We start from the raw sequence: 13916 nt of genomic DNA on the forward strand, positions 1-13916 counted from the left end.
GGAGCTTCCCGAAGCTCCACACGGCCCGTGTGCCGCCACGGACGTCGCCGTTCGACTCACGTTCGGTGGTTCCGTCGCGCCATCCGGACGCCATCGGAGGGCTGGTGCCGGATCTGCCGGTTTATTGATGGTGTTGGTGTCACTATTGCAGGCGTGGGAACTGCGAAAACTGCCATGCCTGCGATCTCGCCGCTCACCGGCGATCCCATCAAGCGGGCCGATGCCGAGCGGCTAGCGGGGGTGCTGAAGGCCTTCGCCGATCCGGCGCGACTCCGGTTGCTCAGCCTGATCCAGTCCGCGCCGGAAGGTGAGGCCTCAGTGAGTGACCTCACCGCGGCGCTCAATCTCTCCCAGCCGACGGTGAGTCATCACCTCCGGATCCTCACCGAGGCCGGCCTCCTCGAACGCGACAAGCGCGGGGTCTGGGCGTACTACCGCCTGGTGCCCTCCGCGATCGCGCAGATCGCCGACCTGTTGACGCCGCCCCGGAAGCGGGCGACGAAGCGGGCCCGCTGACCGGGCCCCCAGCCCGGCGCGTCACATCCGCTCCACAGTGCGGATGCCCAGCAGGTGCAGCCCCTGCCGCAGGACCCGGGCGGTCAACTCGGCCAGCAGCAGCCGGCTCTCCCGCAGCTCATCCGTGGCGCGCAACACCGGGCAGCGCTCGTAGAACGCGTTGAACGCCGTCGCGATTCGGTGCAGGTAACCGGCGAGCTGATGAAACTCGAGACTCCGCTCCAGCTCGCCGACCACAGCGGCGAAGCCGAGCAGCTCGACCGCGAGCGCACGCTCCGCCGGCTGCGCCACCACGATGGGCGCGTCCGGCCGCACGGCGGTCCCGGCCCGCCGCAGCACGGACCGGATCCGGGCGTACGCGTACTGAAGGTAGGGAGCGGTGTTGCCGTCCATCGCCAACATCCGTTCCCAGTCCAGGACGTAGTCAGTGGTCCGGTCGACGGACAGGTCGGCGTACTTGATGGCGCCGATGCCCACCGCGCGGCCGATCTCGGCGGCGGTCCCGGCGTCCAGATCCGGGTTCCTGCTCCGGGCCAGCTCGGTGGCGCGGGCGACCGCCTCCTCCAACAGCCCGACCAGCTTCACCGACTCACCGGCCCGGCTGCGCAGCATCCGCCCGTCGGCGCCGAGGATCGACCCGAAGCCGAGGTGCTCGGCCCGGGCCGGCGGGCAGAGCCAGCCGGCCGCCTCGGCGACGGCGAACACCATCGCGAAGTGCTGCCGCTGCGGTAGGCCGACGACGTACAGCAGCCGGGTGGCGCCCAGCTCGCCGACGCGCTGCCGCAGCGCGGCCAGGTCGGTGGCCGGATAGCCGTACCCACCGTCGCTCTTACGCACGATCAGCGGCAGCGGCTCGCCGTCCCGGCCGGTGAACCCCTGCGGAAAGACGCACTCGGCCCCACCGCTGGGCAGCAGCAGCCCCAACCGGTCCAGGTCGTCGACGACGCCCGCGAGCAGATGGTTGTAGGCGCTCTCGCCCCGGAAGTCAGCCCCGGACAACGTCACGTCGAGCAGGTCGTACACGGTCAGGAAGTACCGCTCCGACTGCGTCACCAGCAGCCGCCACAACCGGCGGGTCCGCTCGTCACCGCGCTGCAACGCGACCACCCGCAGCCGCGACCGTTCCTGGAACGCCTCGTCGGCGTCGAACTTCACCCGGGCCGCCCGGTAGAAGGTGTCCAGGTCCCCCATCGACAGGTTCTGCGCGGCTTCGGCCTCGCCGAGGTCGATCAGGTGCTCGATCAGCATGCCGAACGGTGTCCCCCAGTCACCCAGGTGGTTGACCCGCACCACCCGGTGCCCGAGCCAGTCCAGCAGCCGCACCGCCGCGTCGCCGATGACTGTGGAGCGGAGATGCCCGACATGCATTTCCTTCGCCACGTTGGGGGCCGAGTAGTCGACCACCACTGTCTGCGGCGTCGCCGTCGACGGCACGCCGAGCCGGGCGTCACCGGCCAGCCCGGCGACCATGTCGGCCAGGGCCCGGTCGGCAACCGTCAGATTGAGAAAGCCCGGCCCGGAGACCTCCGCCGACACCCCGACGTCGTCGAGCACCGCGTGCGTCAGCACCGCCGCGGCGATGTCGCGCGGCGGGCGGCCGAGCCGCCGGGCCAGCGCCAGCGCCGCGTCGGACTGGAAGTCCGCACGCGGAGACCGCCGCACGAGCGGATCGACCGGGCCGCCGGCCACCGCCGCGAACGCCGGTGCCAGCCGGTCGGACAACAACTTTTCAAGATCCATGAGTACGCCGATCTCGCTCGGACCCGCGCTGTCACGCGAGCCGTTGACGGGGAGATACGGGCGGACCGAGGACGACCAGCGAACGACCGGCGGCTCGATCCGCCGGTCGCAGGTAACAGGTCAGCGCGGGCGGGCGACGGATCGCCGGCGTCGCCCCGCACCGACCTGGACGTCACACGACAGTCCGGTGCACTGAGCGATCACGCTGGTCATGCGGGGCAGCCTAGCGGCCCGGCCGACGCGACGACACCTCGATTCCAGTGGTCCGGTCGGTGCCCGGGGCGTGGTCGTTTCGTTGTACACCGGGCAGGGAACTGCCCAGGGACAGACGAGGGGTGACGATGAGCCAGTACACATCACTGCCGGTGACCCGTACGCGACGCGCGCTCGCGCTGCTCCCGCTGCTCCCGCTGCTCGGCGCTGTCACGCTCGCCGCTGCCTGCACCGCCACCGAGGATCCGCCCGGCTCTGCCCCGGCGACCACGGCACCGGCCACCACGTCGACGTCAGTGCCCCCGACAGATCCGCCATCGCCGAGCGCGAGCACCCAGGTGACGATCCCGACCTCGGCCTTCGTCGAGTTGCCCGCCGAACTGCGGAAGTCCCCGCGACGAACGACGCCCGTCGCGGAGGCGCTGCCGAAGCTGTGCGGCAACGAGTTCGGCACCGGCGGCCGGCAGGTCACCGCGAGCGCCGCGATGACGGTCACCTACCAGAAGGCCGGCGAGCCCTCCAGCAACGTGCCGCAGGGGATGATCCACCAGACCATCTTCACCTTCGACGGCGACGGCGCCCCGGGTTACCTGAGCCGGCTCCGCACCGCCGTGCAGGCGTGCCCCTCGTACGACCAGTCCGGAAACCGCGTCACCGTCAAGAGTAAGGCGCTGCCCGGGGTCGGCGACGAGGCGTTGCTGCTGACCCGGACGTGGCCCGAGACGAGCATGAACGGCGAACGTACCGGCGACACCGCGTCCAGCCAGATCGCGGTGGCCCGCGTCGACAGCGCGGTGACGGTCTTCGACGACCAGGGGTGGGAGGGCACCAGCGGCAACCCCGCCATCCTGGACCGGGTCGTCCGCGACGGCGTACGCGCCATCGACACCTGGCAGCGGTAACGCGCCCGCCCCGACGCGGGGCTTCCACCGATCGGTTCGATCCTCGGTCGGATCATGGACACCCCGACGCGAGTCGCGCTCGCGCCGCAAGACTTGGGGATCCCGGTCCACAGTGGCGGTCGCGACAGTGTGAAGCAGCCACCCGGGCCATCAGCGTTGGTCGGTGGAGGAGGTCGTCATGTCGGACGGTCAGGACACGAAGGCGCCGTGGCTTCCGCCGCGGTGGTTCATCCGGCTGGCCTGGTCGGTGCACCGGGGCCTGTACCGGGTCAGCGGCAGCCGGGTCGGGCTGTGGCGACCACGCGAGCACCGGTGGGGCACGCTGCGACTGACCACGACCGGACGCCGCACCGGCCAGCAGCGCAGCGTCATTCTCGCGTACTTCGAGGACGGCCCGAACCTGGTCGGCGTGGCGATGAACGGGTGGGGCGAGGGTGCCCCCGCCTGGTGGCTCAACCTCCAGGCCCATCCGGACGCGTCCGTCGAGTTGGCCGACGGGCGCCGGCTGGTGCGCGGTCGCGTCGCCACCGACGACGAACGGTCGCGCCTGTGGCCACGGTGGCGCGCGGCCGACAAGAACTTCGACGCCCACGCGGCACGGCGATCGTCGGAGACGACAGTGGTGGTGCTGGAGCCCGCATCGGATGACGACGACGTGGCGTGAGCGCGCACCTCGTGCCCGCTGGACAACTGCGGCGGTACGAGGTGCCGGACGCGTACATCCCGGGTGGTAGGCCCATCGGCAACTCCGGCATGACGACTCACCAGCTGGTTGCTTCCTAGGCTGCCACCTGTAATCGCCATGCGACCGAGGGGATCCACCATGTCCGTCCGTCACCTGTTCGCCGCCGCCGTAACCGCCCCGCTCGTCGGGATCGAGCTGGCCGTACCGGCAGCCGCGCACGTGTCCGCCCAGCCAACCGCAGCCGCTGCTCTATCCATGAGTTCCGGGCGTTTCGGGGCCAGTGTGGCCGTCCTGCTGGGGCTGGCCGGCACGATCATCGGAGGATTGGCAGTGGCCCGCCCCGCCAGTCGGCTCGGCACCGGCTCGGGGAGCCTCGGAGCCGTCCTGGCCCTGGCGACGGGGCTGATCGGTATGGCGCTCGGCGGGCTGGTGGCGGCCACCGCCGACAGTGGCATCGGCACGGGCAACGGGCTAGGCGGGGCCTATGTGGCGCTCGCGGTCGGACTGGCCGCGGTGGTGCTCGGCGGGCTGGCCCTGGTTCGCGCGCGCCGCACCGGCCGCCTGGCGGGCTGAGTCAGGAGCGAGCGAGCCAACCCGGCACGGTCAGACCGGACTCATAGGCGAGGATCACCAACTGGGCTCGGTCCCGGGCATGGACCTTGGTCATGATCCGGCTGACATGTGTCTTGGCGGTCGCCGGGCTCAGCACCAACCGTGCCGCGATCTCGTCGTTGGAGAGGCCGGCGGCGACCAGCGTCAGCACTTCACGCTCCCGCTCGGTGAGCACGCTCAGTCGCGGCCCGGGGTCAGGATGTCTGGCCCGGGCCGCGAACTCGGCGATCAACCGCCGGGTGATCGACGGCGCGATCAACGCGTCACCCCGGGCCACCACCCGCACTCCGTGGATCAACTCCGCTGGCTCGGTGTCCTTGACCAGGAAGCCGCTGGCACCGGCACGCAACGCGCCGTAGACGTAATCGTCCAGGTCGAACGTTGTCAGGATGATGACGCGGGCGTCGGAGTGCGCGACGATCTCACCGGTGGCGGCCAGGCCGTCGAGCCCTGGCATCCGGATGTCCATGAGGACGACATCGGGCCGCAGGTGCTTGGCCAGCCGCACCGCCTCGAATCCATCGGCAGCCTCGCCGACGACCTGGAGACCGTCCTCACCGTCGAGGATGGACCGGAAGCCGGCGCGTACGAGGGTCTGGTCGTCGACGAGGAGCAGCCGGATCACATCTGCTCCCCCACCGGCGCCGGGTCGGGTCGCATCGGCAGCCGGGCGCGGACCCGGAAGCCCCCGTCCGGCTGGACGCCAGTGGTCAACGAACCGCCGAGTGCCAGGGCCCGCTCCCGCATTCCGAGGATCCCGCTGCCCGGCGAACCCGGCTGACCGGTGCCGTCGTCCTCGACCTCCACGAGCACGTCGTCGTGATCGGGCCGGACCCGGACCACGGCGGTGGTGGCACGTGCGTGACGCGCCACGTTGGTGAGCGCCTCCTGAACGATCCGATACACCGCCAGATCGACCTCCGGCGGTAGCGACCGCGTCTCGGCCAGCTCGGTGCGGATCTTTAACTCCGGCCGAGCGGCCGTCCTGATCAGATCACCGAGGCGGTTCAGACCGGGTGCGGGCATGACCGCCGGGGCCTGCCGCAGTGCGCCCAGCGTCGCGCGCAACTCACTCAACGTCTCCTTGCTGGTCTGTTTGATCGCGGTGAGGGCCTGCTCGGACCGGACCGGATCGGGTCGGTGCAACGCGGCGCTGGCCTGCACGTTGATCAACGACAGGTGGTGGCCGAGTACGTCGTGCAGCTCCCGGGCGATGCGCAGCCGCTCCTCGGTGGCCCGTCGTCGGGCCTCCTCCTCCATTCGCTGCTCGGCGACGACCGCCCGGGCCTGCGCCTCAGCGAGGTAGGCGCGGCGGTTACGGGTCACGCCGACGATGACCGCGACGAGCCAACCAGCGTGCAGCAGCGTCGCCCCGTTCATGGTGTTCGGGGAGCGGTTGTAGCTGTCCGCCACGGCGAAGGCGATCACCGAGGCGAGACCGAGCCCGATGGCGACCGCGAGATGTCCCTCGTCGACGACGGTGTAGAGCGCGACGACGAACACCAGCATGATCGGGCCGGGCCGGTGCAGCAACGCCCCGTACGCGCCGATGGCAGCCAGCGCCACGACGCCCACCGGCACCGGGTGACGGCGGCGGACGTACAGCGCGCCGGTGGAGAGCAGCACCACCAGCAGGGCCGCCCACTCGGCGACGGTGGAGATGCCGCGCGACTGCACCACCAGGCCCACGACGGCGACCAGACCCACGGCGGGCACCAGGACCACGTCCGCCGTCCGGCCCCGCCACCCTGACATGGGCCGAAGCCTAGCCTCCCGCGAATGAGCGGGAGAAGGTCCGACTGGACGGTTCAGGTGTGCTGGTTACCCTCGGCCAGGTTCGCGTTGTGACGGTCAGCCCTTGCCCAGGGTGTCGAGCTGCGCTCGCAGCGCCGTGGCGATCTCGCCGGCCGCGACGATCTGCTCCGGCGTGAGGGCGTCGACGAAGAACTCCCGGATGGCGCGCAGGTGGGGAAAGGTGGCTCCCCTGAACGCCTCGCCGCCGGCCTTCGTGAGCAGCACTTCCGCCCCGCGGGGAACAGTGGCGCACTCCTGGCGGCGGATGAGGCCGCGCCGCTCCATCCGCCCGAGGTGGTGGGAGAGCCGGCTCCGCTCCCACCCAATGTGCGAGGCGAGTTCGGACGACCGCATCGTCTCGCCCTCAGCCTCACTGAGAGCGAGGAGCACTGCGTAGTCTCCGGTCGAGAGCGAGGAGTCGCCCTGTAGGCGGGACTCGAGCCGGGAGCCGAGCGCTGCCGTCGTCTCGATGAAGTCCCGCCAGATTCGTAGCTCGTCGGCGGTCGGAAGTTGGCGTCCGCCCCGCCCGCCGGGTGTGGCCTCCGTCATCTCACTCTCCCGGGAATTGACGTGTCAATCACCAAGTTAGCATCATTGACACGTCAACCGGTAGGACCGCTCCCGTGGGTCGCCGGCGGATTGCACCGAGGAGGAGACGATGGCAGCTGCAGACTTCGAGCTGGGGCTCAACTCGTTCGGGGAGGTGGCCACCGACGGCGACCGGGTCCTGAGCGACGCCGAGACCGTACGGCTACTCGTGGACGAGGCACGGCTCGCCGAGTCGGCCGGACTCGACGTGTTCAGCGTCGGTGAGCACTACCGCGAGGGCCACAACGACTCGGCGACACCGGTGCTGCTGGCGGCAGTCGCGACGGCGACCGAGCGAATTCGCCTCGGCACCTCGGTCACCGTGCTCAGCACCAACGACCCGGTACGGCTCTACCACGAGTTCTCCACGCTGGACGCCGTCTCCGACGGCCGCGCTCAGATCGTCCTTGGGCGGGCATCCGCAACCGAGTCGTTTCCGCTGTTCGGGTACGACCTGGCCGACTACGAGCGGTTGTTCGAGGAGAAGCTGGACCTCTTCCTGCGGCTTCAACAGGACGAACCGGTCACCTGGTCTGGCACGGTACGAAGCCCACTGGCCGCACAGCGGCTGCACCCACGGATGCAGCCGGGCGGCATCCCGACCTGGATCGGTGTCGGGGGAAGCCCGAACTCGGTGATCCGCGCCGCCCGGCACGGACTGCCGCTCATGCTCGCCATCATCGGCGGGCGGCCCCAGCGCTTCGCCGGTCACGTCGACCTCTACACCAGAGCGCTCGAACAATTCGGGCATACCCTGCAGCCAATCGGGCAGCACTCACTCGGCCTTGTCGCAGACACCGACGAGGAGGCGGTGGAGACGTGGTGGCGGTACTGGCAGCCGGTGGTGGCGGCCCTGGCTGCGGAACGCGGCTTCTACAAACCGGACCGCGCGCGCTACGAGGCGGAAATCGACCACGGGGCGCTCTTCGTCGGTTCGCCCGAGACGGTGGCGCAGAAGATCGCCACTGTCGCTCGCGACCTGCGACTGAGCCGCTTCGACCTGAAGTACGACATCATGCACCTGCCCCGCGAGGCACGGGCGCGCACCATCCAACTGCTGGGCAGTGAGGTCGCGCCGCGGGTCCGGGAGCTGCTGGCTAAGGAGCCCAACCATGTCTGATCTGCTGTTCGGCCTGGACACGTTCGGCGACGTACCGGAGGACGACAACGGCAAACTCGTCTCCCATGCGGCGGCGATCCGGCAGGTCGTCGACGAGGCCGTGCTCGCCGACCAACTCGGGGTCGACGTCATCGCCCTGGGCGAGCACCACCGGCCCGAGTACTCGGTCTCCACACCGGAGACGGTGCTGGCCGGAATCGCCACCCGCACCTCGCGGATCCGGTTGGCCTCCGGCGTGACAGTGCTGAGTTCCGACGACCCGGTACGGGTGTTCCAGCGCTTCGCCACAGTGGACGCGCTGTCGAACGGCCGAGCCGAGGTCATCCTCGGTCGCGGCTCGTTCACCGAGTCGTTCCCGCTCTTCGGCTACGACCTCCGCGACTACGACACGCTGTTCGAGGAGAAGATCGAACTGTTCGTCAAGTTGCTCGACGAGAAGCCGGTCACCTGGAACGGCACCCTGCGTGCCCCGCTCGAGAACGCCGACGTGTTCCCGAAGACCGAGTCGGGTCACCTGGACACCTGGGTCGGTGTGGGTGGCTCGCCGCAGTCGGTCGTCCGCACCGCCCAGTACGGGCTGCCGCTCATGCTCGCCATCATCGGCGGCGCCCCCGAGCGCTTCGCGCCCTACATCGACCTGTACCGCCGGGCCGCCGATCAGCTCGGCACCACAGCGCACCCGGTCGGCATGCACTCGCCGGGCTTCATCGCCGACACCGACGAGCAGGCCAAGGAGATCTACTGGCCGCACTACCGGATCATGCGGGACCGGATCGGCAAACTGCGGGGCTGGCCCCCGATCCGCCGTCAGGAGTTCGACTCCGAAGTGGAGAACGGCTCCCTCTACATCGGCTCACCGGAGACGGTGGCCCGCCGGATGGCCCGTGCCATCCGCAGCCTCGGCGTCGGGCGGTTCGACCTCATCTACTCGGCCGGCGCGCAACCGATCAGCGCCCGGATGCGCGCGGTGGAACTCTACGGCTCGAAGGTGATCCCCATGGTCCGCGAACTGCTGGCCTGATCAGCACTTCCCAAGCGAGAGGACGACCATGTTCGACAACGACCGGAGCCGGCCCACGACCCTCGGCATTCTCGGGGCCGGCAAGGTGGGCACTGTGCTCGCCCGGCTCGCCGTCGCCGCCGGCTACCGGGTACGGGTGGCCGGCTCCGGCGACCCGGCGAAGATCGCCCTCACCGTCGAGGTCCTCGCCCCGGGCGCCGAGGCCACCACGGCGGTCGACGCGGCGGCCGCCGCCGACGTCGTCATCCTCGCCCTGCCCCTGGGCAAGTACCGCAGCGTCCCCGCCGAGGCGTTACGCGGCAAGCTCGTCGTCGATGCCATGAACTACTGGTGGGAGATCGACGGCATCCGCGATGACCTCACCAACCCGCGGACCTCGTCGAGCGAGACCGTCCAGACGTTCCTGTCCGGCTCGCGCGTCGTCAAGGCGTTCAACCACATGGGCTATCACGACCTGGAGGACGAGGCCCGGCCGGCGGGGGCGACCGGCCGCAAGGCCATCGCGATCGCCGGCGACGAGGACGCCGACCTCACCGAGGTCGCGGCCCTGGTGGACGCGCTCGGCTTCGACCCGGTCGTCGCCGGCCCTCTGGCCGAGGGGGTACGACTCGAACCGGGCAGCGAGCTGTTCGGCGCCAACGTGAGCGCCGACGAGGTACGCGCCATGCTCGACCGCTTCCCGGAGTCGGAGCGGGGACGGATCATCACCGCTGCCCGAGCCTCGACCTCACCCGAGGCCGCCTAGGTGCCGAAGGCCGCCCTGGGCTCCTGGTGGCGGCCCACGGCGTACTCCCTGTCGAAGTTGGCCGGGCCCAGCGCCTCGGTGGCGGCGGCGCGCATCCTGGCGAGGTCCGCGGCGTCGTCCGGGTCCGGCACCTGGCCGAGTGCCGCGAACGCGGCATCGGCGACACCGATCATCCTGGCCGCGCGGGAGTGGTCCCCCTCCGCGGTCGCGAGCGCGGCGCCCGCCACGCAGACGTACGGCACGAAGTCGGCCCAGCCGTTGTGGAACACCCGCTCGCGGTTCTCGGCGAACAGCGTCCGGGCCACGTCCAGGTTGCCCAACCCCAACTCGCAGAACGCGAGGTTGTGGAATTCGGAGTTGACAGTCCTGGCTTGGCCGAGCGCCTCGTTGAGCGCGATGCTCTCCCGGTACAAATTCCGAGCGCGGAGCAGGTCACCGGACATCCTCGCGACGCCGGCCAGCACGTGCCTCGGTCGTTCCTCCAGGGCACGGTCGCCGGAGCGCAGCGCCACCGCGAGGGCCTCCCGGGCCCGTGCCTCGCCACCGGGCAGGTCACCGCCGCGAATGGCGACCCGGGCGAGGCTGTACCGGGCCTCCACCTCGCCCGCCAGGTCGCCGGCCGCCTGGGCCCGCTCGATCTCGGCCTCGCTCATCCGCACCACGGCGTCGGTCTCGCCGCGCCGGAAGGCCGAGCGGACGTTCTCGCTGAAGCTCACAGGTCTTCCTCCTTCTGGCCGGTCGCGTCGGTCAGGCCGCCTGGAACACGGTCCAGGTCTCGACGAGCACGAAGCCCATCGCCTCGTAGAGCGGTCGACCCATCGGGCTGGCGTGCAGGTACGCGGCGTCCGCGCCGCCGGCGACGCCGTCGCGCAGCGCCGCCTCGGTGAGCGCCCGGCCCAGGCCGCGACCCCGGGCGGACGGTACGACGGCGATGTTGAACACCCCGATCACGCCGGATGTGCGCATGCCGAGCCCGGTGCCGACCGGGCTGCCAGACTCCTCGGCCAGATAGCCGGTGATGGCGTCGGTATCGAGGACCGCGCCGCCCATCAGCGGGCCGAAGAGGCCGTCGGGCGCCTCGAAGCTCCGGGTGAGGGCGTCGGTGTACCTGTCGCTCTCGGCGGCTCCGACCCGGCGGACCAGCGCCTGCTGGGTCGAGTCGGCCTGGAACACGATGTCGTCGGTGGCGCAGGCCATCAGGGGGAGGTCGCTGCGTCCGCGCAGCCCGTGCCGGGCCGCCAGTTCGGCGACCTCGTCGCTCGCCGCACCGCGAATGATGATCGACCAATGCGGTGTCTGCCGGCTGACCTCGGTCGCCAACTCGTCGATGGCCGCGAGATCCGGCTCGGTGGCCGTCTCGAGGACCCCGTTGAGCGTCGCAACGCTGGCGTGGGTGAGCCCCGCGCGAGCGGTGCCCCGCTCGGCGTACCAGCCCTTCGGCGTCACCTGGCAGAGGAGTTGGATCGCGTCGAAGTACGACGTCGCCATCTGGTCGGCGGTGGTGCTCATGTCTGGTTCCCCCCGGAACGCTCGCTCGCCCTCGCCCAGCAACCTAGCTACCGCTCGGGTCGGTGAGCACCTTCGAGAGGCCCAGGTCACCCCGCAGCGGCACCTCGCTGGCAGGCGGACGGTCGTCGAACGATCAGGAATCGAGAAGCTCGCGAGCGACGCCCGGCCTAGCCTTTCCCCAGGCAGTCGGCAGCGCGCCGGGCCAGACGACGAGAGGAAGCCCGAGAATGTCCGCGAAGACCACCACGACCGGGTCCGACGGCTTCAGCGCCGAGGAGCGGGCCGCGATGAAGGAGCGCGCCGACGAGCTGCGCGCCGAGGGCAAGAAGGGTGCCAAGAAGGCGGACGGGCTGCAAGCGGTCCTCGACCGGATCGCGCAGATGGAGCCGGAGGACCGCGCGCTCGCCGAGCGGGTGCACGTGACGGTGACCGCCGCCGCCCCGGGGCTGACGCCGAAGACCTGGTACGGGATGCCCGCCTACGCGAACGAGGACGGCAAGATCGTCGTCTTCTTCCAGGACTCCGGCAAGTTCAACTACCGGTACTCGACAGTGGGCTTCCAGGACCCGGCCAACCTCGACGACGGGGATTTCTGGCCGGTGGCGTACGCGTTGCAGCAGTGGAGCCCGACTGTGGAGAAGAAGCTCACCGAGCTGGTACGTACAGCGGTCTCCTGACCGACGCCCGCCCCCTCGTCGGCTCGCTCACGGTGCGATGATCGAGGGCCGGAGTCGACGGAGACAGGTGGTGCGGACGATGCGGTGTGGGCCGGCGGCGGTACGACGAGTCCCCCGATGACCGGCCGGGCCGGCGAAGTTTTCGACACGGGTCGGACGGTGTCCGACATCGAGTCGCTGCTCGCCGCGGAGCTGCCCACGGGCGGCGTACCGGTCAGCGAGGGGGACCCGGTCACCGGTGAGTGGACCGGCACCCGGGGCGAGGGTTTTCGGATCGCCCCGCTCTGGGAGAGCGACGCCCTCACGGGTGTGTACGGCGCCGAATGGAACCAGGCAGAGGAGGCCGCCGAGGCGAACCTGGCCCTCGTCGTAGCGGAGTTGACCCGGAGGTGGGGCGCGCACCGCACTGTCTCCATGCGGGTGCCACTGTTTCGGGATCAGGCCGGTGAACCCATGCCGACGCTGTTCCAGTCGCTCTGTGACCTGGACTGCTACGGCGACCTGACCGTGTGGGGGCCGACGGTGACCGAGGGGCGGTGGGTCGCGGTCTCGGTCAACCAGTGTGACGGCGACGCTCCCATGATCATGACAGCTGTCGTCAGTCAACTACCGATCATCGAACTGTCGGACTGACCTGCCCGGTGACCCACGGCCCGGATGCGGGGCTGTCATCGACATTGCACTTGGCTCCTATGGTTCGGGCATGTCGATCACAGACCAGGCGCTGGCCATCGGGGCGGCCGAAGCTGGAGCCGCAGTCGTGGGCTCCCGGTACGGCTCAGCACTGACGCGTGTCATGAAGACCGCCGGCGACTTCGCCACCGCCGCCGACGTCGAGGCCGAGCACGCCATCATCGACGTCCTTCGCGCGGCACGGCCGGACGACGCCGTGGTGGCCGAGGAGAGCGGGCGCACGGGTGCCGGCGACAACGGGCGCACCTGGCTGGTCGACCCGCTGTGCGGGACGTTGAACTTCGCCGCGCGGACCATGCTGGCCTCGGTCAACGTCGCCCTGCGGGTCGGGCCGGACGTCACAGTGGCGGCGTCGGTGGACCCGTTCGCCGATGAGGTGTTCTGGACCGACGGCACCGCCGCCTACGTCCGGGGGGTTGCGGGGACGGACGAGCGACTCGTCCCGTCGGCCGAGTCGACGCTTGTCGACCTGAACCTCGACCCGCCCTTTCCCAGTCGGGACGTCTTCCTGGCCGCCCGCCTGCTCGCCGACGAGGGCTTCGTCGAACAGTTCCGGCCCCGGGTGGTCTCCACCAGCCTGGCCGTGGCCTGGGTCGCCGCCGGCCGCCGCGCCGCCTATGTGACCGACCGCCACGACCTGCGCAACAGCGTCCACTTCGCGGCCGGAATCGCGCTCTGCGAGGCGGCTGGCTGCGTGGTCACCGGGCTCGACGGCCAGCCCCTGCACACCGGTGGGGACGGTCTCGTGGTGGCCGCTGACGAGCGGACGCACGCCGCCCTGCTGACGCTCATCCGGAAACAGGGCCCGCCATCGACCCGGTCTTGACATGAAGTGCGGTTGAGGTTCTAGCGTCCCTAGATGATCACGTCCGGGCCGCCGCGCCCTGACGTACGTCGGCCGAACGCCACCGTCGAAGGGATTCCGATGTTCCTGTCCCGCCTTCTCCGCCCACGCACCGTCGCGAGCGCGCACTGCGACCTCCCCTGCGGCGTCTACGACCCGGCGCAGGCCCGCATTGAGGCCGAGTCCATCAAGGCGATCTCCGAGAAGTACCAGGCCAGCGACGACCCGGAGTTTCGCACCCGCGCGCTGCTCATCAA

The 13916-nt window shown here is 70.6% G+C and carries 17 protein-coding genes; 11 read left to right on the forward strand and 6 right to left on the reverse strand.

All coding sequences use genetic code 11. The features are described from left to right. The first annotated feature begins 174 nt into the window (after positions 1-174). A complete protein-coding gene (locus AB0B48_RS26790) occupies positions 175-516 on the forward strand; it encodes a metalloregulator ArsR/SmtB family transcription factor (RefSeq protein WP_238686609.1) in 342 nt (113 codons plus the stop codon). Between the two features lie 21 nt (positions 517-537). On the opposite strand, the gene argS is transcribed toward AB0B48_RS26790, so the two are convergent. Then, complete coding sequence (gene argS / locus AB0B48_RS26795; RefSeq protein ID WP_357206347.1) at positions 538-2256, reverse strand: arginine--tRNA ligase; 1719 nt, start codon at positions 2254-2256, stop codon at positions 538-540. A 341-nt stretch (positions 2257-2597) separates the two neighbouring features. Between argS and AB0B48_RS26800 the strand changes: the two genes are divergently transcribed. The 3 genes from AB0B48_RS26800 to AB0B48_RS26810 all read left to right on the forward strand — a co-directional run bounded on the left by AB0B48_RS26800 (position 2598) and on the right by AB0B48_RS26810 (position 4629). Then, positions 2598-3371, forward strand: a complete 774-nt coding sequence (locus tag AB0B48_RS26800; RefSeq protein WP_357206348.1) for a hypothetical protein — start codon at positions 2598-2600, stop codon at positions 3369-3371. A gap of 178 nt (positions 3372-3549) precedes the next feature. Then, positions 3550-4035 (forward strand): nitroreductase/quinone reductase family protein, encoded by a 486-nt coding sequence (locus AB0B48_RS26805; RefSeq protein WP_357206350.1) that lies wholly within the window; start codon positions 3550-3552, stop codon positions 4033-4035. Between the two features lie 159 nt (positions 4036-4194). Then, a complete protein-coding gene (locus AB0B48_RS26810; RefSeq protein WP_357206352.1) occupies positions 4195-4629 on the forward strand; it encodes a DUF6223 family protein in 435 nt (144 codons plus the stop codon). Between the two features lies 1 nt (position 4630). On the opposite strand, the gene AB0B48_RS26815 is transcribed toward AB0B48_RS26810, so the two are convergent. The 3 genes from AB0B48_RS26815 to AB0B48_RS26825 all read right to left on the reverse strand — a co-directional run bounded on the left by AB0B48_RS26815 (position 4631) and on the right by AB0B48_RS26825 (position 7011). After that, on the reverse strand, positions 4631-5293 hold the full coding sequence (locus AB0B48_RS26815; RefSeq protein WP_357206354.1) for a response regulator transcription factor: 663 nt from the start codon (positions 5291-5293) through the stop codon (positions 4631-4633). Next, on the reverse strand, positions 5290-6423 hold the full coding sequence (locus tag AB0B48_RS26820) for a sensor histidine kinase (RefSeq protein WP_357206356.1): 1134 nt from the start codon (positions 6421-6423) through the stop codon (positions 5290-5292). Before AB0B48_RS26820 ends, AB0B48_RS26815 begins: the two co-directional genes overlap by 4 nt. 96 nt (positions 6424-6519) lie before the next feature. Next, positions 6520-7011 carry a MarR family transcriptional regulator gene (locus tag AB0B48_RS26825; RefSeq protein WP_357206358.1) on the reverse strand — a complete coding sequence of 164 codons (492 nt, stop codon included), beginning with the start codon at positions 7009-7011 and terminating at the stop codon, positions 6520-6522. A 109-nt stretch (positions 7012-7120) separates the two neighbouring features. Here AB0B48_RS26825 and AB0B48_RS26830 point away from each other — a divergent pair, with 109 nt between their 5' ends. Genes AB0B48_RS26830 through AB0B48_RS26840 form a run of 3 tightly spaced genes read left to right on the forward strand, consistent with a single transcriptional unit; the run spans position 7121 to position 9936 of the window. Then, on the forward strand, positions 7121-8170 hold the full coding sequence (locus tag AB0B48_RS26830) for an LLM class flavin-dependent oxidoreductase (RefSeq protein WP_357206360.1): 1050 nt from the start codon (positions 7121-7123) through the stop codon (positions 8168-8170). Then, on the forward strand, positions 8163-9191 hold the full coding sequence (locus AB0B48_RS26835) for an LLM class flavin-dependent oxidoreductase (RefSeq protein WP_357206362.1): 1029 nt from the start codon (positions 8163-8165) through the stop codon (positions 9189-9191). Before AB0B48_RS26830 ends, AB0B48_RS26835 begins: the two co-directional genes overlap by 8 nt. 28 nt (positions 9192-9219) lie before the next feature. Beyond that, on the forward strand, positions 9220-9936 hold the full coding sequence (locus tag AB0B48_RS26840; RefSeq protein WP_357206364.1) for an NAD(P)-binding domain-containing protein: 717 nt from the start codon (positions 9220-9222) through the stop codon (positions 9934-9936). Here the strand turns inward: AB0B48_RS26840 and AB0B48_RS26845 are convergent. Together AB0B48_RS26845 and AB0B48_RS26850 are read right to left on the reverse strand one after the other, a co-directional pair. Then, a complete protein-coding gene (locus tag AB0B48_RS26845) occupies positions 9933-10652 on the reverse strand; it encodes a tetratricopeptide repeat protein (RefSeq protein WP_357206366.1) in 720 nt (239 codons plus the stop codon). The genes AB0B48_RS26840 and AB0B48_RS26845 overlap by 4 nt on opposite strands. Positions 10653-10683: 31 nt before the next feature. Further along, a complete protein-coding gene (locus tag AB0B48_RS26850) occupies positions 10684-11445 on the reverse strand; it encodes a GNAT family N-acetyltransferase (RefSeq protein WP_357206368.1) in 762 nt (253 codons plus the stop codon). Between the two features lie 227 nt (positions 11446-11672). Between AB0B48_RS26850 and AB0B48_RS26855 the strand changes: the two genes are divergently transcribed. The 4 genes from AB0B48_RS26855 to AB0B48_RS26870 all read left to right on the forward strand — a co-directional run. Beyond that, on the forward strand, positions 11673-12122 hold the full coding sequence (locus AB0B48_RS26855) for a hypothetical protein (protein ID WP_357206370.1): 450 nt from the start codon (positions 11673-11675) through the stop codon (positions 12120-12122). Between the two features lie 159 nt (positions 12123-12281). After that, entirely contained in the window at positions 12282-12755 is a 474-nt protein-coding gene (locus AB0B48_RS26860) for a hypothetical protein (protein ID WP_357206372.1), read from the forward strand. A 70-nt stretch (positions 12756-12825) separates the two neighbouring features. Continuing rightward, positions 12826-13641, forward strand: a complete 816-nt coding sequence (locus tag AB0B48_RS26865) for an inositol monophosphatase family protein (protein WP_357206374.1) — start codon at positions 12826-12828, stop codon at positions 13639-13641. Between the two features lie 99 nt (positions 13642-13740). Then, a partial coding sequence (locus tag AB0B48_RS26870) for a superoxide dismutase [Ni] (protein WP_357206376.1) occupies positions 13741-13916 on the forward strand: 176 nt, incomplete at its 3' end.

Origin of the sequence: Micromonospora sp. NPDC049089 (assembly GCF_040648775.1) — a bacterium.
Classification (GTDB): domain Bacteria; phylum Actinomycetota; class Actinomycetes; order Mycobacteriales; family Micromonosporaceae; genus Micromonospora.

Coding starts and splice junctions, on each gene's coding strand:
- AB0B48_RS26790 (WP_238686609.1), top strand. CDS start 175: ATGCCTGCGATCTCGCCGCTCACCGGCGATCCCATCAAGCGGGCCGAT.
- argS (WP_357206347.1), bottom strand. CDS start 2,256: ATGGATCTTGAAAAGTTGTTGTCCGACCGGCTGGCACCGGCGTTCGCG.
- AB0B48_RS26800 (WP_357206348.1), top strand. CDS start 2,598: ATGAGCCAGTACACATCACTGCCGGTGACCCGTACGCGACGCGCGCTC.
- AB0B48_RS26805 (WP_357206350.1), top strand. CDS start 3,550: ATGTCGGACGGTCAGGACACGAAGGCGCCGTGGCTTCCGCCGCGGTGG.
- AB0B48_RS26810 (WP_357206352.1), top strand. CDS start 4,195: ATGTCCGTCCGTCACCTGTTCGCCGCCGCCGTAACCGCCCCGCTCGTC.
- AB0B48_RS26820 (WP_357206356.1), bottom strand. CDS start 6,423: ATGTCAGGGTGGCGGGGCCGGACGGCGGACGTGGTCCTGGTGCCCGCC.
- AB0B48_RS26825 (WP_357206358.1), bottom strand. CDS start 7,011: ATGACGGAGGCCACACCCGGCGGGCGGGGCGGACGCCAACTTCCGACC.
- AB0B48_RS26830 (WP_357206360.1), top strand. CDS start 7,121: ATGGCAGCTGCAGACTTCGAGCTGGGGCTCAACTCGTTCGGGGAGGTG.
- AB0B48_RS26835 (WP_357206362.1), top strand. CDS start 8,163: ATGTCTGATCTGCTGTTCGGCCTGGACACGTTCGGCGACGTACCGGAG.
- AB0B48_RS26840 (WP_357206364.1), top strand. CDS start 9,220: ATGTTCGACAACGACCGGAGCCGGCCCACGACCCTCGGCATTCTCGGG.
- AB0B48_RS26850 (WP_357206368.1), bottom strand. CDS start 11,445: ATGAGCACCACCGCCGACCAGATGGCGACGTCGTACTTCGACGCGATC.
- AB0B48_RS26855 (WP_357206370.1), top strand. CDS start 11,673: ATGTCCGCGAAGACCACCACGACCGGGTCCGACGGCTTCAGCGCCGAG.
- AB0B48_RS26865 (WP_357206374.1), top strand. CDS start 12,826: ATGTCGATCACAGACCAGGCGCTGGCCATCGGGGCGGCCGAAGCTGGA.